At 63.2% G+C, this 17631-nt stretch carries 20 protein-coding genes, 1 tRNA gene and 1 pseudogene; 4 read left to right on the plus strand and 18 right to left on the minus strand.

What is annotated here, in order from left to right:
- Positions 1 to 50: 50 nt before the first annotated feature.
- The 3 genes from QZY07_RS08390 to QZY07_RS08400 all read right to left on the minus strand — a co-directional run bounded on the left by QZY07_RS08390 (position 51) and on the right by QZY07_RS08400 (position 4413).
- Positions 51 to 1385, minus strand: coding sequence for a hemolysin family protein (locus QZY07_RS08390; RefSeq protein WP_295401523.1), 1335 nt, complete (start codon positions 1383 to 1385; stop codon positions 51 to 53).
- Positions 1378 to 2715, minus strand: coding sequence for a hemolysin family protein (locus QZY07_RS08395; protein ID WP_295401524.1), 1338 nt, complete (start codon positions 2713 to 2715; stop codon positions 1378 to 1380). Before QZY07_RS08395 ends, QZY07_RS08390 begins: the two co-directional genes overlap by 8 nt.
- A 258-nt stretch (positions 2716 to 2973) precedes the next feature.
- Entirely contained in the window at positions 2974 to 4413 is a 1440-nt protein-coding gene (locus tag QZY07_RS08400) for a glycosyltransferase (RefSeq protein ID WP_295401526.1), read from the minus strand.
- A gap of 399 nt (positions 4414 to 4812) precedes the next feature.
- Here QZY07_RS08400 and QZY07_RS08405 point away from each other — a divergent pair, with 399 nt between their 5' ends.
- Positions 4813 to 5196, plus strand: coding sequence for a hypothetical protein (locus QZY07_RS08405; protein WP_295401528.1), 384 nt, complete (start codon positions 4813 to 4815; stop codon positions 5194 to 5196).
- Between the two features lie 299 nt (positions 5197 to 5495).
- Here QZY07_RS08405 and QZY07_RS08410 read toward each other — a convergent pair whose 3' ends face one another.
- The 5 genes from QZY07_RS08410 to QZY07_RS08430 form a co-directional block, all read right to left on the minus strand.
- Positions 5496 to 5747, minus strand: coding sequence for a YfhL family 4Fe-4S dicluster ferredoxin (locus QZY07_RS08410; protein WP_295401530.1), 252 nt, complete (start codon positions 5745 to 5747; stop codon positions 5496 to 5498).
- Between the two features lie 49 nt (positions 5748 to 5796).
- Positions 5797 to 6276, minus strand: a complete 480-nt coding sequence (coaD, locus tag QZY07_RS08415) for a pantetheine-phosphate adenylyltransferase (protein WP_295401532.1) — start codon at positions 6274 to 6276, stop codon at positions 5797 to 5799.
- An 84-nt stretch (positions 6277 to 6360) separates the two neighbouring features.
- A complete protein-coding gene (gene rsmD / locus QZY07_RS08420; RefSeq protein ID WP_295401533.1) occupies positions 6361 to 7008 on the minus strand; it encodes a 16S rRNA (guanine(966)-N(2))-methyltransferase RsmD in 648 nt (215 codons plus the stop codon).
- Complete coding sequence (locus QZY07_RS08425; protein ID WP_295401535.1) at positions 6992 to 8305, minus strand: pitrilysin family protein; 1314 nt, start codon at positions 8303 to 8305, stop codon at positions 6992 to 6994. Before QZY07_RS08425 ends, rsmD begins: the two co-directional genes overlap by 17 nt.
- A 106-nt stretch (positions 8306 to 8411) precedes the next feature.
- On the minus strand, positions 8412 to 9800 hold the full coding sequence (locus tag QZY07_RS08430; RefSeq protein WP_295401537.1) for a pitrilysin family protein: 1389 nt from the start codon (positions 9798 to 9800) through the stop codon (positions 8412 to 8414).
- 358 nt (positions 9801 to 10158) lie between these two features.
- Here QZY07_RS08430 and aqpZ point away from each other — a divergent pair, with 358 nt between their 5' ends.
- Complete coding sequence (aqpZ, locus tag QZY07_RS08435; protein WP_295401539.1) at positions 10159 to 10893, plus strand: aquaporin Z; 735 nt, start codon at positions 10159 to 10161, stop codon at positions 10891 to 10893.
- An 83-nt stretch (positions 10894 to 10976) separates the two neighbouring features.
- On the opposite strand, the gene proB is transcribed toward aqpZ, so the two are convergent.
- The 4 genes from proB to rplU form a co-directional block, all read right to left on the minus strand.
- On the minus strand, positions 10977 to 12101 hold the full coding sequence (gene proB / locus QZY07_RS08440) for a glutamate 5-kinase (protein ID WP_295401540.1): 1125 nt from the start codon (positions 12099 to 12101) through the stop codon (positions 10977 to 10979).
- An 18-nt stretch (positions 12102 to 12119) separates the two neighbouring features.
- A complete protein-coding gene (gene cgtA / locus QZY07_RS08445; RefSeq protein ID WP_295401541.1) occupies positions 12120 to 13241 on the minus strand; it encodes an Obg family GTPase CgtA in 1122 nt (373 codons plus the stop codon).
- Positions 13242 to 13353: 112 nt separating this feature from the next.
- Positions 13354 to 13611 carry a 50S ribosomal protein L27 gene (gene rpmA / locus QZY07_RS08450; protein WP_295401542.1) on the minus strand — a complete coding sequence of 86 codons (258 nt, stop codon included), beginning with the start codon at positions 13609 to 13611 and terminating at the stop codon, positions 13354 to 13356.
- A gap of 13 nt (positions 13612 to 13624) precedes the next feature.
- Positions 13625 to 13939 carry a 50S ribosomal protein L21 gene (gene rplU / locus QZY07_RS08455; RefSeq protein ID WP_295401543.1) on the minus strand — a complete coding sequence of 105 codons (315 nt, stop codon included), beginning with the start codon at positions 13937 to 13939 and terminating at the stop codon, positions 13625 to 13627.
- 436 nt (positions 13940 to 14375) lie between these two features.
- Between rplU and QZY07_RS08460 the strand changes: the two genes are divergently transcribed.
- Positions 14376 to 15344 carry a polyprenyl synthetase family protein gene (locus tag QZY07_RS08460; protein ID WP_295401544.1) on the plus strand — a complete coding sequence of 323 codons (969 nt, stop codon included), beginning with the start codon at positions 14376 to 14378 and terminating at the stop codon, positions 15342 to 15344.
- Between the two features lie 15 nt (positions 15345 to 15359).
- A tRNA-Pro gene (locus QZY07_RS08465) sits at positions 15360 to 15436 on the plus strand.
- Between the two features lie 16 nt (positions 15437 to 15452).
- On the opposite strand, the gene QZY07_RS08470 is transcribed toward QZY07_RS08465, so the two are convergent.
- The 6 genes and pseudogenes from QZY07_RS08470 to QZY07_RS08490 form a co-directional block, all read right to left on the minus strand.
- Positions 15453 to 15809: a tyrosine-type recombinase/integrase gene (locus tag QZY07_RS08470; protein WP_295401549.1), complete on the minus strand. Its 357-nt coding sequence runs from the start codon at positions 15807 to 15809 to the stop codon at positions 15453 to 15455.
- Positions 15704 to 16066: a hypothetical protein gene (locus QZY07_RS08475; RefSeq protein WP_295401550.1), complete on the minus strand. Its 363-nt coding sequence runs from the start codon at positions 16064 to 16066 to the stop codon at positions 15704 to 15706. Before QZY07_RS08475 ends, QZY07_RS08470 begins: the two co-directional genes overlap by 106 nt.
- A 42-nt stretch (positions 16067 to 16108) precedes the next feature.
- Positions 16109 to 16648 carry a hypothetical protein gene (locus QZY07_RS08480; RefSeq protein WP_295401545.1) on the minus strand — a complete coding sequence of 180 codons (540 nt, stop codon included), beginning with the start codon at positions 16646 to 16648 and terminating at the stop codon, positions 16109 to 16111.
- Between the two features lie 62 nt (positions 16649 to 16710).
- Positions 16711 to 16863 (minus strand): annotated as a pseudogene (locus QZY07_RS27350) (helix-turn-helix domain-containing protein); the annotation flags it as partial.
- Positions 16860 to 17291: a hypothetical protein gene (locus QZY07_RS08485; RefSeq protein ID WP_295401546.1), complete on the minus strand. Its 432-nt coding sequence runs from the start codon at positions 17289 to 17291 to the stop codon at positions 16860 to 16862. The gene QZY07_RS08485 and the pseudogene QZY07_RS27350, both read right to left, overlap by 4 nt.
- The gene (locus tag QZY07_RS08490) at positions 17288 to 17605 is read right to left on the minus strand and encodes a hypothetical protein (protein ID WP_295401547.1); all 318 of its coding nucleotides are present in this window, start codon (positions 17603 to 17605) and stop codon (positions 17288 to 17290) included. Before QZY07_RS08490 ends, QZY07_RS08485 begins: the two co-directional genes overlap by 4 nt.
- Between the last annotated feature and the right edge of the window lie 26 nt (positions 17606 to 17631).

The raw sequence follows: 17631 nt of genomic DNA on the forward strand, positions 1-17631 counted from the left end.
GACAGGATGAACAGGATTATTCAAGATTGACAGTCCTTCTTGCGAGTGCGTCAAAGAGGCTCGACCGAGCGGGGGAGCGACCGATCCAGGGTCACGACCGCTTGTCGCACCCCGCGTCCATACAGACTGCTGACCTTAAAGCTCAGCTCGTTCCAGTAGATGCGATCGCCCACCAGGGGCGGCCGGCCGAGTTCGCTCAGGATCAAACCCGACACGCTGTCGACCTCCGGGTGTTCCAACTCCCGCCCGATGAGGGTGCCCAGCGTATCCAAACGAACCGTTCCCTGCACCTGATAGCTGTCAAGCCCGACGGGCAGCACATCCGGAACATCGTCCGCCCCCTCCTCGATATCCCCGACCGCCTCGGCGCAGATATCCTCCACGGTCAGGATGCCCGCCGTGCCGCCGTGCTCGTCCATCACCACGATCATTTGACTGTGCATCCGATCCATCGCGGCGAGCACATCGTCCAGGGTGGCGGTTTCCGGCAGATAGGCGGTTTCCCGAACCATGGCCGGGGCGAGACCCGAACCCTCGCGCAGCGGTCCGAGCAGATCCTTGATATGAACCGTGCCAATGATGTGATCGAGATCGCCCGCGTAGACCGGATAGCGGGTGTGGCGATGCAGGTTCAGGATCTCGCGCAGCAGGGCGTCGTTCGCGTTGGCCGGGAGTCCATGCGTGCGGACGCGCGGCACCATCGCCTGCGCGGCCGAAATCTCGCTGAAATCGGCGAGTTCCCGGAAGATCCGACCGCTCTCCTCGCTGATCAGGCCGCTCTGCTGACTCTCGCGCGCGACCGATTCCAGTTCGGCCGGGGCAAGATACTGGGCGGCGTCGCGACCGCGCTCGAAGCCCACCAGGCGCAGCAGCAGGTTACCCATCAGATTGAGTCCCCGCACCAGCGGATAGAGCAGCAGCCCGATCCACAGCATGGGCGGCGTCACCCAGAGGGCGACCCGCAGCGCGTGGTTCAGCGCCAGCGCCTTCGGGATCATCTCGCCAAAAACGATATGCAGATAGGTGATGGCCGTGATCGCGAGGACGGAAGACAGACCGTGCGCCGTGATTTGCGCGCCGGGACCGGCGAAACCCGCCAGGATCAGCCCCTGTTCGATGAAGACGGCGAGCGTGTGTTCGCCATACATGCCCAAACCGAGGCTCGCGAAGGTGATGCCGATCTGCGCGGTCGCGACATAGCGATCGAGGCGGGTCGGGTCGTCGAGGACGGTGACGATGCGTTGCGCGCGTGGGTCGCCAGACACCGCCCGCGCCGCCATTGCCGCGCGCGGGGTGCCGATGATGGCGAATTCGGCCGCGACGAACAGCCCGTTGAGCGCGACCAGAACCAGGATGACCAGCAGGACAATCGTGAACTCAGTCATGCGCGTCTCCTGGCGTCCGCGCGGGTCGCGCCAGCACCGAGCGAATGGCCGCGCCGTCCATGCACTCGATCTCGAAGTCGATGCCGGCGGCGGTGCATCGATCGCCGACCTCCGGGATCGCTTCAAGCTGCTCCAGCAGCCAGCCGGCCAGGGTCTCCGCCTCGCCGGCCTCCCAGGCGGGGGTGCCGAGGCTGTACGCCCACTCGATCGACTCGTCAATCGGCAACCGACCTGGCAGCCGCCAGCGGCCATCGGGCAGCGACTCCGGCGCCAGATCGAACGCGGACTTGAACTCGTCGGAGAGTTCGCCAAGCAGTTCGCGGATGATGTCTTCGAGACTGATGAGCCCCTCGATATCCCCGAACTCGCTGACCGCCAGCGCGATGCGCGCGCGCCGGTCACGCAACTGCCCGAGCGCGCGGTCGATCGTCAACCCGCTCGGCAGCGCCAGCAGCGGGCGCACCAGCGCGGGCAGCGTCGCCGGGTCGTGCCCGCGAGCAATCGTCACCGCCAGATCCTTGACGTGCAGAAAACCGCGCATGTTGTCGAAGTCGCCCTGATACACCAGGAGCCGGGTGTAGGGCGAGGCGTCGATCTCCGCCAGCAAGTTCGCCAGCGGCGCGTTCAGGTCCAGGCTGGCAATCTGACGCCGCGGCACCATCAACTGGCGCACCGTATGACGACAGAGTCGGAGCGCCTCACGCAGACGGGTGCTGTCCTTGGCTTCCAGGAGCCCGCCGTCGCGGCTCTCGCGGATCAGGAGATCGATTTCATCGGGTGCATGCACATGTCGGTGGCTGGTCTCGGGGTTGACGCCGAACCGCCGCAGCACCAGATTGCCGCTCCCGTTGAGCAGGCTGATGAAGGGGGCATAGAGGACCAGCGACCAGCGCATCGGCAGATAGGTAAAGAGCGCCGTGCCGACCGGATACTGCAGCGCCACCGTCTTGGGGATCAATTCGCCGAAGATCACCTGGGTCGACGACAGCACCACCAGCACGACGGTGGCCGAGAGCGCGTAGGCACCGAGCGGTTCGAGTCCCCCGTGCGAGACCAGGAGCGCGCCGAGGGCCAGGCCGATGGTCGCCTGCCCGAAGGCGCCGAGCACCAGGCTGGAGAGCGTGATGCCGATCTGACAGGCGGCGATATACCGGTCCAGGCGACCGGCATCGCGCAGAATCGGCAACAGGGCCGCGGCTAGGCGGTGACCCTGCGCGGCGAATTGTTCGACGCGGGTCGCCCGCGCGCCGACGATGGCGAATTCGGCGGCCACGTAGAGCGCGTTGATGAGAATAAGGACGACGACAATCAACAAGGTCAACATGCTCATCCGAGTGATTTCGACTCGCGAAGGGCACTGCGAGCCACGAACAGGATTGTGGCAAGGTTGACCACGAAAACGTATTTGTGAGAAGGGGTGTCCGGATTCTCGCCAGAATCGCCCTCTGGCTCCACCCTTGCAGGCGGGGTGTCTGTGCTATTGCTATTCATGGTGAGGATTATGCCAGTTCGAGACCGTGTTTGCCGTGGGCCAGGAGAGCCATTGAGGCATCCCCGCACCGCTGAATCGAGTACGGGGATTGCCGTGTCAAGTATCGGCATGCTTGGCCAGAGCCAATCCATCCATGATCTGCATCGCGCCCACTCCGAGTAGTCCACTAATGACCATGGCCAGATAGATAACGGCGATGGGCTCCTCCAACAGGACGAAGCCAAGTAGCCCAAGCCCGGCGCTCAACTCAATCAGGCCATAGCTCCAGCGCGCCGCGCGTGGACAGGTCTGCGCGCGCGCCTTGGGCGTGCGCACGAACTCGCTCCGATAGCCAACCAGTGCCTCCAGCCCGCCGCGCGCATTCGAGAGCAGGAGCCCGCTGGTCAGGGCCAGCGCGCCAAGCACCTCCAGCGCTGTCTCCCGCGCCCCGCCGCGGGTTCCGGCCAGGATGAGGAAGCTGATCGGCGCGGCGAAGCCTAGGATCGAGGTAACCATTGCCACGCCGCTCAGGGTTTCGCCCGCCACCGCAGCCCCGGCGATGAAGGGCAGGCCCAGGAGGAGACAGGCCGTGCCGAGCAGGAACGCCAGGGGTTGAGCGATCTGGAGACTGATCATCAGCTTTTGCCAGAGCGGCAGCGCCGGACTCGCCCAGATCGGGGGCATCAGTTTGACGAAACATTGCACGAAGCCCTTGGTCCAGCGGAATTGCTGGACCCGCCAAGCGCGCGCGGACACGGGCAGAACGCCCGGCACGGCGAGATCCTTGAGATAGCCGGAGCGCCAGCCACGCAGACGGGCGCGCAGGCTCAGATCCAGATCCTCGGTCAGGGTGTCGCCTTCCCAGCCGCCGGCATCCTCGATCGCCGCGCGCCGCCAGACGCCGCAGGTGCCATTGAAGGGGATCGGCAGCCCCAAACGCCAGCGCGCCTCCTGCTCGACCCCGAAATGCGAGTCCAGCAGGCGCGCCTGTATGCGCGTGAGCAGGCTCTCGTCGCGATTGAGATGCGCCCAGCGCGCCTGGACATAGGCCAGGCCGGGCTCGGCGATCAATGCGCCGACCGTCTTGCGCAGAAAATCCGGGGGCGGGATAAAATCGGCGTCGAAGATGGCCACGTAGGGCGCAGCGGACTGTTCCAGCCCGGCCGCCAGCGCGCCGGCCTTGAAGGCGGTGCGCTGGACCCGATGGCGCAACTCGATCTCGACGCCGTCCCGGCGCAGGGCGGCCACGGCCTGCCGGCTCAGGGCGAGCGAGCCGTCGACGCTGTCGTCGAGAACCTGGACCTGGAGCCGATCGCGGGGCCAGTCCAGGGCGATGACGGCGGCCAGGATCCGTTCGACCAGTTCGCCCTCATTGAAGAGCGGAAGCTGTACCAGCACTCTGGGCAGAGCGGCCTCCTTGGGCGTTGCGATGGCGAGTCGACGCTTGGGCGTCAGGATTCTCGCCAGGGTCAACAAGGCCAGATTGAATGAAAAGATCGCCAGAATGACGAGACAGAGTGTGAGTAAAAGCTCGACCGTGAGTTCAGTCGCGAGCATGGGTTGCATATCCCTGAGGTTGAAACCTAAATCCGGCGGATTGAACGGCAAAGGCACAACGGATGTAAAGAATTTCAGGCGCTTGTCCCGGCTGCCCGTCTCGCTCACGGGACGCATGCCAATGGCGCGGCAACCTCTTGTTTTTAGCCCTTGACGGTTCGACTGCACTTTTTAGGTTAAAGGGTTGATGGGGGAACGGCGATCGGTTGGGGACGAGTCGGTTTCATCGTCGTCGAAGGACAGGATAGGACCGCCTGAAAGCGACAGCAAGCCCTTCGACGGACTCAGGACGCACCACGAACGGATGCAATCTGGATAGGAGCTTTTCTGAAAATCGCTTAAGCTCTTGCGATTCAAGCGATGACCCGCTGACTGCCGATATCTGCCCGCGCCATCGAGATGGCTGCTGCCATGCTGAACCGTCTGCAACAAATCGCGAGATATCTCCTGCCCGTTCGCCGGATCCTGATCGGTCTTGCCGCGTTCGCTTCGCTCGTCGCCGGTATCGGGCTCTTCGCCTTTGCGGACAAGGACGGCGACGCGCTGCTGATGCCGGGTCTGATCCTGCTGCTCTGGGCCGTCACGGGACTGATATTCGTCGATCTCTTCGCCCACGTTCCGCATCCGCCGGAGCCGACCTGGGAGCCCATGCGCAGACGGCTGCGGACGCTGTGGCGCGGGCTGCATTGGCTGCTGGCGGCGGGGTTCGTAATCTTGAGCCTGCTGGCCGTGGATGTCAGTCTGCATATCGCCGATGCCTGGCTTGAAGATCGCTCGCCATAAGCGCGTGTCGCGATCGCGTCAGCGCAAGGCCGGAACCGCGCGGATCGTTTGCGGCATCAACCGCTTGACTGCATTGATCCCAGAAGATCGACCACGGAGAGCGTGGCGACGGCCATGGCGAGGATGGCGAAACCGCCTCGATGGCCAGGGGTTGCGCCTTAGCGATGGCGGTCTTGGGCGGTTTGAGTTCGCCGGCATGGCAAACGCCTGCCGCGGAGCAACAGAAGAGAATGAGAAGCCCCGCGACGGGGCCTCTCAAGCGCCGGCTCAGGTGGCCGACGGTGCGGTCTGAACCAACCTCATGCCGCGCTGGAGATACGCTCGTACTTGGCGCGCAGTTCTTCCTCGGTCTCTTCGTGAGCCGGATCCTTGATGATGCAGTCGACCGGGCAAACCTCGACGCACTGCGAGGTCTCGTAGTGACCGACGCACTCGGTGCACAGGTTGGGGTCGATCACATAGGTCTCGTCGCCCTGGGAGATGGCGCCATTCGGACACTCGGGTTCGCACACGTCACAATTGATACATTCATCGGTAATGATCAGCGCCATGGGAAAATTCCTCTTGTTTGCTCTGTGGGTTGTATGGGACTTGCGGATATTATCCAAACCGCTGCTGTAATGCAGCCTGAACCGCTGGCGTGACGAAGGTCGAAACATCGCCCCCCAGTCGCGCGATCTCGCGCACCAACGATGAGGAGATGTAGGAATATTGCTCGGCCGGCGTCAGGAACAGGGTTTCGATATCCGGGGCCATGCGGCGATTCATGCCCGCCAACTGGAACTCATACTCGAAATCCGAGACGGCGCGCAACCCGCGCATGATGACGCTGACTCCAAGTTCTCGCGTGAAGTTCACCAGCAGCCCCTGAAAGGGCACGATTTCCACGTTGTGCCGATCCTCCGTGACACTGGCCCGGACCAGCGCCACGCGCTCCTCGGTGGAAAACAGCAGTGCCTTGCCGGTATCGGCGGCGACCGCGACCACCACGCGATCGAAGAGCCGGGCCGCGCGATGGATCAGATCCACATGACCATTGGTGATGGGATCAAAGGTTCCGGGATAGACCACGCTGCGCAATCGTTGGATCCTCTGGGGGAGATTCAGTCAGTCGACGGATGGAACCGACTTGGGACAGGGTTTTATCGCGGTCGATCGATCCATTCAGCGATCAGCGACCGGCGCGCACGATAGCACAACCTTCGTGCAAACGCCGATGGCGTCGCGATCAACGACGGGATTCCGCGCTCCCAGGGCGACGCCGACGAGTCCATAGCGGACCTGACCGGCGGTCTTATCGCGGAGCAGTTCCCACCCCTGCGGCAACTCCGGAAACCCCGTCCGACGGGCCGCTTCCAGATAGATCCGCGCGCCCGGCGCAAGCCAGCCATGGCCCGCCAGACGCGCGATGGCCGGCGCGAGCAGGTCATCGTCATAGGGCGGATCCAGAAACACGACATCGAAGGGCCGACCCGAACCGGCTAGCCACTGGAGCGTGTCGGCTTGCAGGATCTCGATGCCGGGGGCGTCCAGGGTCCGCGCATTGGCCCGCAACCGCTGCGCGACGGGCGCCGCGCGCTCGATCAGAACCACCTCGCCGGCGCCCCGCGAGGCGGCCTCGAAACCGAGCGCGCCGCTGCCGGCGAAGGCGTCGAGACAGCGGGCGCCGGCGATGATGGGCGCCAGCCAGTTGAATAGGGTCTCGCGCACCCGGTCCGGCGTGGGACGCAAACCGGGTTGATCGGGGAAGGGCAGACGGCGGCCGCGAAAACGGCCGCCGACGATGCGCAGTTGGTTACTCGCCCGCGTCACTGATCGCGGAAGCCTGAGCGGAGTTGTCGCCGACCGTGACGATGGCGAGCCGGTCGGGATGGACGCGCCGCGCGAAGGCGTCGCGGATCTGCGCGGCGCCGATGGCCTCGATGCGCGACGTGAAGCGGTCCAGATAATCCAGCGGCAAGCCGTAGAAGCCGATCACGGCGAGATACTGAACGATATCGCCATTACTGGCGATACGCAGCGGAAATCCGCCAGTGATGTTCTTCTTGGCGGCGGTCAGCTCCTGCTCGGTCGGACCCTGGTCGATGAAGCGTTGCAGCGTCTCCAGCAACACCTCGCGGGCCTGCTCCGACTGCGCGTTCTTGGTCTGAAGCCCCATCAGGAATGGACCGGGCTGGGCCAGCGGCAGGAAATAACTGTAGGTGCTGTAGGACAGGCCGCGCTTCTCGCGGATCTCGTTCATCAGAATGGAGACCAGACCGCTGCCGCCGAGGATATGGTTGCCGACATAGAGCGGGAAATAATCGGGATCGCCCCGACGCATCCCCGGCTGGCCGGCCAGTACCGTGGTCTGGCTGGAGGTAAAGGGGATCGCTTCCAGGGTGCCGTCGGTCAGCTCCGCGACCGCGGGCAACTGGGGCGGGCGTTCGCCAGCCGCCAGCCCAGCGGTGACGCGCGCGGCCAGCGCCTCGGCGCCGGCGCGGTCGAGCGCGCCGACGATGGCGACCACGGCGTTCGCGCCGCGATAGAAGCGGGCGTGAAAGTCCGTCAGATCCTCGCGGGTCATGGCCGTAATGGTCGCGGCGGTTCCGGCGGGATCGGCGGCATAGGGATGGTCGCCGAAGATTGCCCGATAGAGCGCCTTTTGGCCCACAGTCTTGGGCGATTCCTGATCCTGCCGGAGCGCGACCAGCCGGTTCTCGCGGATACGCTCCAGATCCGACGGGGCGAAGGTCGGCGCGGCCAGCACGGTCGCGAGTGTCTCGACCGCCGTGCTCAGGGCCGGTTCGCGGGTCAGCGAGCGCATGACCACCGAGGTCATGTCGCGATCCGCGCCGGCGTCGAGTTTGGCGCCGATATTCTCCATCCGCTCGGCCAGGACATCGGCATTCCAGTCGCCCGCGCCCTGCGTGAGCATGGTCGCCGTCAGGGAGGCCAGGCCGGAGCGCTCGCCGTCGCGCGCGCTCCCGGCGTCGAAAACCACCCGCACATCGACCATGGGCAGATCCGGGGCGGCGACGAACAGCACCCGCGCGCCGCTGGGCGCCTGCCAGGTCTGAATTTCCGGCGTCGCGCGAGCGGCGCCGGGGGCGAGGCCGACGGTCAGCAAGAGGATTGCGAGGCAGGCTCCCCTCACTCCAACCCCTCTCCCCGCTGGGAAGAGGGGCTTTGCGAGTCGCGGCTGGCGTTGCCCGTGAATGATCGGTAAGGCGCGTTCAGCGAACATGAGTGAGTCCTCCCAGACCCTGCGGGGCGCGTGCCGGCTGGTCGTCGGCGAGCGGTTGCGGATCGAGCACCGCCACGGTGAGTCGATCGGGATTGAGATATTTGCGGGCGACCGCCTGGATCTGCGCGGGCGTGACCGCGGCCAGATTGTCCACATAGGCATCGGCAAGCCGCCAGTCGAGCCCCAGCGCTTCGAGCTGCCCGAGCTGCATGCCCTGGTAGAAGAGCGCATCCTGTTCATAGACCTTGCCGGCAATCACCTGGGTGCGGACCCGCTCCAGTTCGCTCGCGTCGACCGGCTCGGTCTGGAGACGCGCGATCTGGTCGCGCAGCGCCTGTTCGAGATCCACGATGCCATGCCCCTTGGCCGGTACCCCATCGAACAGGAACAGCCCCGGCAGACGCTCGAAGGCGCTGTAACTGGCGCCCGTGGAGGCGGCAATCTGGCTGCCCCGCACCAGTTCGCGGGCGAGACGGGCGCTGTCGCCGCCGTCCAGGATCGAGGCGAGAATCTCCAGCGCATAGGGCTCCCAGGGTTCGTCCGCATCCGCGACGGCGGGCGCTTTGTAGCCCATCAGCAGATAGGGCTCCTTGGCCGGCGCCTTGACCAGCAGCCGCTTTTCGCCCAGTTGTTCGGGCTCCGCCAGGGTTTTGGGCGGGGTCACGGTCTCGGCCTTGAGCGGACCGAAATGCTTTTCGGCCAGCGCAAAGACCTGCTCCGGATCCACGTCGCCCGCCACCACCAGGGTCGCATTGTTCGGGGCATACCAGAGACGGTACCAATCGCGCAGATCCTCCACCCGCAACTGTTCCAGATCGCCCGGCCAGCCGATCACCGGGTTGCGGTAGGGCGAGGCGTCATAGGCGACGGCGGTGAAGCGTTCGTAGGTCAGCGACTGCGGATCGTCGTCGGTGCGCATCCGGCGTTCTTCCTTGACCACTTCGAGTTCCTTGGCGAATTCCTGCTCGCCCAGGGTCAGATGGCGCATGCGATCCGATTCGAGCGCGAAGGCGATTTCCAGCCGGTCGCTTGCCAGATTCTCATAGTAGGCGGTGTAGTCGCGGCCGGTGAAGGCATTTTCCTCGCCGCCATTCTCGGCGACGATGCGCGAGAATTCGTTCGGGGCGAAACGCTCGGTGCCCTGGAACATCATGTGTTCGAGGACATGCGAGATCCCGGTGATCCCGCCATGCTCGTAGCTCGAACCGATGCGATACCAGATCTGCGAGGTCAGGATGGGCGCGCGATGGTCCGGTTTGACCAGGATCCTGAGTCCGTTATCGAGGCGTCGCTCCTGCACCTCCGGCGCGGCGCGCGTCGCCAGTGGCAACAGAAAAAACAGCACGGCGAGCAATCGTCGTTTCATGAGTCGTTGCATGAACAGGGGTTCCTAAATCGGTTATCGGGTCAGACAGGCAATCTATGGGCAAGGATCCGCCGATGATAGTTCCGGAGAGAAAACGATTTCCGGGCAAGCGCCCGCTGGGAGCGCCGGCTTGCAGCCGGCCCTGGGGCAGTCGACAGGTTGTCGACTGGAGGGAATTTGTGACCGCAACTGTACTCGCCCACCAACCACGCGGCTGACGACATCATCCGCCGGCATGTTCAGGATAGAAATCGAATAGTGTAGTACTGTACACTGCTTTTGCATCCAGATGCTCCTGACACCAAGGGACGCTCTGGAATTCGAATTTCACGAACCCTTGCCACTTGAAACCTGACTGGAGAATCAATCCGTGCCTTTGATGACTCGCTCTCTCGCTGAACTCATTGGAACCTTCTGGCTGGTACTCGGAGGTTGCGGAAGCGCCGTGCTCGCAGCCGCCTTCCCTCACGTTGGGATTGGCTTGCTGGGCGTCTCCTTCGCCTTCGGCCTGACCGTGTTGACGATGGCCTATGCGATCGGCCATATCTCTGGATGCCATCTCAATCCCGCTGTCTCCTTGGGCCTTGCGGTCGGGGGACGCTTCAGCTTCGCAGAGTTACCTGTGTACATCATCGCTCAGGTACTCGGTGCCATTGCCGCCGCGGCACTGATCTATTTTATTGCCAGCGACGTGGGATCCTACAACGACCAAATGACTGCGTTCACGCTCGGCGCGAACAGTCTTGCCGTCAACGGCTACGCCGAATTATCGCCGGGCGGCTATGGGATGGAAGCGGCGCTCGCGACCGAGGTCGTGTTGACCGCCATGTTCCTCTTCATCATCCTGGGAGCTACGGATAAACGCGGCCATGGGATTGCCGCCGGACTTGCCATCGGTCTGGCCTTGACGCTCATCCATCTGATCTCCATCCCTATCACCAACACCTCGGTGAATCCGGCGCGCAGTACCGGACCGGCGCTAATCCTGGCGTTCCTTGGCGAGGGCAAGGCGATGGGACAACTCTGGCTGTTCTGGCTCGCACCGCTTGCCGGCGCTGCGATTGCCGGTCTGGTCTATCGCCTGTTCGAGCAGAAGGAAGATTAAACCGCAGCCGGTGTGGCCTGATCGATTCAAGGGGCGAACCGCTCCTTGTATCGATTGGGAGAACCAACGCTTAATCGATATCGTTACAGAACCACCAGGTTGTCGCGATGGATCAACTCGGCATCGTCCAGATAACCCAGGATGGATTCAAAGCGTAGCGACGACTGCCCCTTGATACGATCCGCGTCCACGGCATCATAATTGACCAAGCCGCGCGCGATCTCCTTCCCGGTCTCGTCGAGACAGGACACGACCTCGCCGCGATCGAATTTTCCCCGTACCGCCTTGACCCCGACAGCAAGCAGGCTGGTTCCCTTTTCCCGCAGGGCCTTGACCGCGCCGGCATCCAGAATGAGCTGCCCGCGCGACTGTAAATGTCCAGCGAGCCACTGTTTGCGCGCGGCCTGCGGTCCCTGGAAAGGAATCAGCAGGGTGCCAACCAGGTCGCCACGGCCGATACGGGTCAGCACCTCCGTGCCGCGGCCAGGCGCGATGACCGTCGGCGTCCCTGAACGCGCCGCCAGTCGCGCCGCCCGGACCTTGGTCACCATGCCGCCGGTGCCAAGTCCGGTGACGCTTCCTCCGGCGACCTCGTCAAGCAGCGGATCGTCGACCCAGGTCTCGGCGATCAGGCGCGCATCGGGATGGAAACGGGGATCCTGATCGAAGAGCCCATCCTGATCGGTGAGCAGGATGAGCAGATCGGCCTCGATCAGGTTGGCCACGAGCGCGGCAAGCGTGTCATTGTCGCCAAAACGGAGTTCGTCGGTCGCCACCGTATCGTTTTCGTTAATGACCGGGACCGCGCCGAGTTTGAGCAGGGTACGCAAGGTGCTGCGTGCATTGAGATAACGCACACGATTGGCAAGATCGTCGCGCGTCAGAAGAACCTGGGCGGTATGGAGACCGCGGACCTGGAAACAATCCTCATAGGCCCGGATCAATCCCATCTGGCCGACGGCGGCCGCGGCCTGAAGCTCGTGCAACGCCTTCGGGCGTTGTCGCCAACCCATGCGGGCCATGCCTTCCGCCACGGCACCCGAGGAGACCAGCACGACCTCGCTGCCAGCCCGGCGGCGCGCCGCCATCTGGTCGACCCAGGGCACGAGCATGCCGCGCTCCAGACCATGACCATCCTGGGTCAGGAGCGCACTCCCGATCTTGACGACCCAGCGGCGGGTGCTGGAAATGGCTTCGCGGGTAATCATGGGGACAGGGACCGGGAATCAATCGAGAGGATGCCACTCGCCCTCATCGGGTGTGGCCGGCATGTCCCACTCAGAGACGCTGGGATCCGTGAAATCCTGATGCGCGATGGGCGTTGCATCGGGATCGACCTTCAGTTGTTCGAGGCGGCTCATCAGATCGTTCACGAGCTTGGCCGTTCCTTGGCCGGTCAGGGCGGAGATCCCATAGACAGGACTCCGCCAGCCGAGATCCGCCAGGAGTTGCGCCTGACGTGTCCGAAACTCTTCCTCGTCGAGCAGATCGGTCTTGTTTAAGACCAGCCAGCGTTCTTTAGCCGTGAGCTCGCCAGCGAAGGCGGCCAGCTCGGCCTCGATCTTGCGCACCTGTCCGGCGGGATCCTCCTGATCGCCCAGTGGCGCGATGTCCACCAGATGCAGCAGCAGACGGGTCCGCGCGAGATGCTTGAGGAATTGAATCCCCAGACCGGCACCCTCGGCCGCGCCCTCGATCACGCCGGGAATGTCGGCGACCACGAAACTGCGATTGCGCCCGACCCGCACCACGCCGAGGTTGGGATAGAGCGTCGTGAACGGGTAGTCGGCGACCTTGGGGCGCGCGCTGGAGATCTGACGGATCAGGGACGACTTGCCAGCGTTCGGAAATCCGAGCAGACCCACGTCGGCCAGCAGGATGAGTTCCAGATGGAGATCGCGGCGCTCGCCCGGCGTGCCCGGCTTGGACTGGCGCGGCGCGCGGTTGGTGCTGGATTTGTAACGCGCGTTGCCGATGCCATGGAAACCGCCCTGGGCGACCAGCATGCGCTGACCTGGCTCCCGCAGTTCGCCGATCAGCTCGCCGGTCTGCTGCTCGAAGACCCGTGTCCCGACCGGCACCGCAACGACGAGATCCTGCCCGCCACGCCCGGTCATGTCCTTGCTCATGCCGTTCTGACCCCGCTCCGCGCGCTGGATGCGCTGATAGCGAAAGTCCACCAGGGTGTTGATGTTGTTGTCGGCCAGTAGATAGACGCTCCCGCCATCGCCGCCATCGCCGCCATTGGGGCCGCCGAAGGGGATGTATTTCTCGCGACGAAAGCTCACGCAGCCGTTGCCGCCATCGCCGGCCTCGACCCGTATGAATGCCTCGTCGACGAACTTCATGAACTTGACCCGACTCGGTGGTGTCTACAACGCTTAAATGAAAAAAGCCCCGTCCCAGGGACGAGGCTCACCGCCTTTGCCTATGCCAGACGAACGCCGGACCAATGGTTAATCAGCCGTTCTCGACCGTGACGAATCTGCGGTTTTTTGGTCCCCGCACCACGAATTTGACGACCCCGTCGCTCAATGCAAACAGGGTGTGATCCCGGCCGCAGCCAACGTTGACGCCATTGTGAAATTGCGTGCCGCGCTGACGGATGATGATGCTGCCCGCCGTGACTTTTTGGCCGCCGAACACCTTTACGCCCAAGCGTTTCGATTCTGAATCGCGACCGTTGCGCGAACTGCCGCCTGCTTTTTTATGTGCCATCGGAGATTTCTCCTCAACCGGCGCTAATGCTGGTGATTTTGAGCGCCGTAAACCATTGACGATGCCCTTGACGCTTCAGATAGTGCTTGCGACGGCGAAATTTGACGATCTTGACTTTTTTCGCACGACCATGATTTTCGACCGTCGCGGTCACCTTGAAACCGTCGAGATAGGGCTTTCCGACCTTGACGTCATCGCCATCGGCTACCATCAGGACGCGATCGATGTCGATACTCGTACCTGCCTCGGCGACAAGCTTTTCAACCTTAACCGTATCACCTTCGGAAACCCGGTATTGTTTACCGCCGGTTTGAATGACCGCGTACATGTCTGAAAATCCCCAGGACTATTCGGAATTGTCGACGCCCGGCGCCGGAACAAAGAAGCGGAATCATACGCCAAAGAAAGACGGCGCGTCAATCGCCCATCTTAACGAATTCGACTCGACGGCTCAATCGACGGGCGTGGATTTGCAGGGTGAGCGCGTATAATTTTTTCTGAAATCAATAAAATCAAACAGTTAAGATGCGAGCTTCACAATACATATGAACTGTAACTTATTGATTTATAGGGGTACGCGCTCGCCCTGCGTGGATTTGCGATTCTCGGCGGGAAGCCAACGTTAGCAGTCGACCAGGACGACCGAATTGGCGTAACCTTCGCTGGGTGAACATGCAACCAACATCCACCGTGACCAGGCGGCTTGACAGCCACCCGCGCCACCCCTAGCATCCGCCGCCATCATCGACAGCCCCCAGACACGCATGGACCTCTCCACGATTCGACACCCTGTCGCCGAGGACTCGAAGGCCGTGGACGCCTTGATCCTGCGCCGACTTCAGTCAGATGTTGTGCTGATCAACCAGATCGGCCACTACATCGTCAACAGCGGCGGCAAGCGTCTGCGCCCTCTCTGCGTGCTGCTCGCCGCGCGCGCCTGCGGCTACGGCGGAGAACGTCACATCGACCTCGCCGCCGTGGTGGAATTCATCCATACCGCGACGCTGTTGCATGATGACGTCGTGGACAACTCGGAGCTACGACGCAATCGCGAGACCGCAAACGTCGTTTGGGGCAATGATGCCAGCGTGCTGGTGGGCGATTTCCTTTACTCACGCGCCTTCGAAATGATGGTCGACGTGGGCATCATGCGCGTCATGGATATCCTCTCCCGCGCGACCAATCGCATCGCCGAGGGAGAGGTGCTGCAACTGCTCAACACCCGGGATCCCGACACCGACGAATCGCGCTACATGGAGGTCATCACCCGCAAAACCGCGACCCTGTTCGAGGCGGGGATTCGACTCGGGGCCGTGCTTGCCGGTTCATCGAAAGCGATCGAGGAAGCCGCCGCCGAATACGGGCTCTGTCTTGGAATCGCATTCCAACTGATCGACGACTCGCTCGATTACAGCATCGACAATGCCGAGCTAGGGAAAAATGTTGGCGATGATCTGGACGAGGGCAAGCCCACGCTGCCGGTGATCCGGGCCATGGCGGTCGGCACTCCAGAGCAGCGCGCGCTGCTGCGTGACGCCATCGAAAATGGCGGACGCGAACAGATCGATGCCGTGGTCGAGGCAATTGCGTCGACCGATGCAATCGCCTACACTACTCAGCTTGCACAAACTTACGTGATGCGTGCGAGAAATGCGCTCAAAGCCCTGCCCGCTTCCCCGGCAACCGAGGCTCTCGCGATGATGGCCGATTTCGCGGTCAGTCGCACGCATTGATCGACGACCCGTTTTCGGGGTGTAGCTCAGCTTGGTAGAGCGCTGTCTTCGGGAGGCAGAAGTCGCAGGTTCGAATCCTGTCACCCCGACCAAAATTCCCGATTTGAATCAGCCGCTTAACTGCGGCTTTTTTATACCTGCCGTAACCTCCCTTGGGCCAGTGTGCAAATCAGTGTGCAAATGCGTGATTGATCCACTTCGCTCCGGTCGATCGAGAATCGCCACCGCATCGGCCAAATCCCCCGGGCGCAAGTGCGCATAGACGCGGGCGGTGATGGCGACATCGCCATGTCTGAGCAATCCAGACACTCGCTCGATGCCGACTCCAGCCTGAACCAACCAACTCCCGAACGTGCGCCTCAAGTCGTGCGGATGGATGTCTTCGAGTTCGGCATCCTTGGCGCAACCCAGAAATCCTTTATGATGCGAGCAATGCGGCTGCCATCCTTCCGGCAGAACACCCAAGGCGATGCCGGGCAATGTTCCGCCCGAAATCGCGCGCGTGCTAGGATTGCTTCCCGAGCCACCAGGTTCAGCGGTACGCGCCCCAGCTTGCCGTTCTTCTGCCCCGTCTTCGCGTTCTTCGGTTGGGCGGCCTCGAAGGTGATGAAGGCACCTTGGAGGTCGACCCGCCTCCACTCCAGCCACAGCATTTCACCCGGCCTCATCCCCGAGTGCAGTCCCAAGCGGATGAAATCAAGCAGCCAGGGCCAGCGCAGCATGCGCGCTGGATCGGCGGCCGCTTTCAGGAGTCGCGCGGCCTCCTACCGCGTCAGCCAGCGATTGCGCCCTGCGGGTTCACTCAGGCGGCGGGACTCCCAGGGATTGCGGATGTCCCATTCCAGTTCTCGCCGAGCCCAATTCATCGCGGCTGACATCAAGCCCACTTCCTTGTTGATGGTCCCTGGCGCGATTCCCCCCGCACGACGGCTGGCGATATAGCCGCGCACCTCGGCGGCACCAATGCCGTCTAACCTGCGCCCGGTGAATGCCGGGAATAATGCCTTGGCGCTCCATTGGTCCCGCTCCGGCGCACGCTTGGTCGGGGTCACTTGGTCGAGGTAGAGCAACAGCAGATCGTCGAACGTGCTGCCCTCTCCGGTGCGTTCGATCTGCTTCTCGGCCATCCAACCGGCGCGGATCGCAGCGGCCTTCAGACCTTCGGGATCGTCGGCGACGGGAACCCCAGTACTGCGGCGAGTCGAACCCCCGACCCCGTTGGGGTAGACGGCCCACCAATACGGCGAGCGTGGCCGTTCGTAGATCCCTTCTTTCGGTCTGGTCTTGGTCTTACGTCGTGGCATGTGCTGTCTCCAGGCACCACCACCCCAAGAGCAATAGTACTCCCGGACACTTGGCGGTCGACATAGGCAGTGAGGTCGGTGGCGCTCACGCGCAGGGATCGCCCGATGCGCACCGGGGCGAGTTCGCCCGCGTCGAGCAGGCGGCGCACGCTGCGCGCACTGATCGCGAGGGTTTCGGCGGCGCGCTCCAGGGTGAGCAACAGCGGCGCGGTCACTCGGGCGTCTCCAACAGAACGGCCATTTCCGCTTCGGTGATGCCGGCCTGCAACATCTTGGATCGAATCGCCTCCTTGGCCGCTATCAACGTGTCCTGCTGCGTGTCCGCCAGCGAGAGCGTTTCGAGACGGCATTGAGCGACCCAGAGACCAGCGATGTTGTAGGCGACGGAGGGTTTGACCTGGCAATCGGACCCATGTACCCCCTTTCCTCGGCCTAATCGCTCGGCGGTTGTCCTCGACGCGCACACAAAGAGCGGAGATGGAGATCCGCGCCCCTCGGTGAGGTCCGCGTTTGTCCAGGCGATCCAAACCGCTTTGGTGGCCTCAATGGCCGCGTCTGCATTCATTGGTGTCATGTTCGATCCGGTGCGTTTGTTCAGTTCGCTTTCGAGGGTCGTTCCGAGCCCGGCCATAAGCGTGTTCAACTGCCCGTGCTCGGCGGGATGGGTCGGATCGACCGTTGCGCTTGCGTCGTGGCAACGGTATCCAGCAGCGCCTGCACCGTGCGCGTCCCGAGCAACGCCCCGCGCGTGCGCATCAAGGCATCCGGTCGATACCCCCACGCTCTGAGTAGGCCATCCGCATCGCCCGATGCCCCCAAGCGCGCCAAGACGCGCCGTAAACATTCGCGATGGGTTAAAAAGCGTTCGGAACGCGACATCGCCGCCGTCATGGCGAGTCGGATCTCGGCGGTCTTCTCGACAGGAAGATCGCGCGAAGTCGGTTCGTTGATTGGCATCGTTGACATCCTTTAATGCACCGACG

This window comes from uncultured Thiocystis sp., from assembly GCF_903866365.1.
GTDB lineage: Bacteria > Pseudomonadota > Gammaproteobacteria > Chromatiales > Chromatiaceae > Chromatium.

What these genes read in the sequence shown, in the direction of transcription:
- QZY07_RS08390 (WP_295401523.1), bottom strand. Translation starts at nt 1,385, where the DNA reads ATGACTGAGTTCACGATTGTCCTGCTGGTCATCCTGGTTCTGGTCGCG.
- QZY07_RS08395 (WP_295401524.1), bottom strand. Translation starts at nt 2,715, where the DNA reads ATGAGCATGTTGACCTTGTTGATTGTCGTCGTCCTTATTCTCATCAAC.
- QZY07_RS08400 (WP_295401526.1), bottom strand. Translation starts at nt 4,413, where the DNA reads ATGCTCGCGACTGAACTCACGGTCGAGCTTTTACTCACACTCTGTCTC.
- QZY07_RS08405 (WP_295401528.1), top strand. Translation starts at nt 4,813, where the DNA reads ATGGCTGCTGCCATGCTGAACCGTCTGCAACAAATCGCGAGATATCTC.
- QZY07_RS08410 (WP_295401530.1), bottom strand. Translation starts at nt 5,747, where the DNA reads ATGGCGCTGATCATTACCGATGAATGTATCAATTGTGACGTGTGCGAA.
- QZY07_RS08430 (WP_295401537.1), bottom strand. Translation starts at nt 9,800, where the DNA reads ATGCAACGACTCATGAAACGACGATTGCTCGCCGTGCTGTTTTTTCTG.
- proB (WP_295401540.1), bottom strand. Translation starts at nt 12,101, where the DNA reads ATGATTACCCGCGAAGCCATTTCCAGCACCCGCCGCTGGGTCGTCAAG.
- cgtA (WP_295401541.1), bottom strand. Translation starts at nt 13,241, where the DNA reads ATGAAGTTCGTCGACGAGGCATTCATACGGGTCGAGGCCGGCGATGGC.
- rpmA (WP_295401542.1), bottom strand. Translation starts at nt 13,611, where the DNA reads ATGGCACATAAAAAAGCAGGCGGCAGTTCGCGCAACGGTCGCGATTCA.
- rplU (WP_295401543.1), bottom strand. Translation starts at nt 13,939, where the DNA reads ATGTACGCGGTCATTCAAACCGGCGGTAAACAATACCGGGTTTCCGAA.
- QZY07_RS08460 (WP_295401544.1), top strand. Translation starts at nt 14,376, where the DNA reads ATGGACCTCTCCACGATTCGACACCCTGTCGCCGAGGACTCGAAGGCC.
- QZY07_RS08475 (WP_295401550.1), bottom strand. Translation starts at nt 16,066, where the DNA reads ATGCTGCGCTGGCCCTGGCTGCTTGATTTCATCCGCTTGGGACTGCAC.
- QZY07_RS08480 (WP_295401545.1), bottom strand. Translation starts at nt 16,648, where the DNA reads ATGCCACGACGTAAGACCAAGACCAGACCGAAAGAAGGGATCTACGAA.
- QZY07_RS08490 (WP_295401547.1), bottom strand. Translation starts at nt 17,605, where the DNA reads ATGCCAATCAACGAACCGACTTCGCGCGATCTTCCTGTCGAGAAGACC.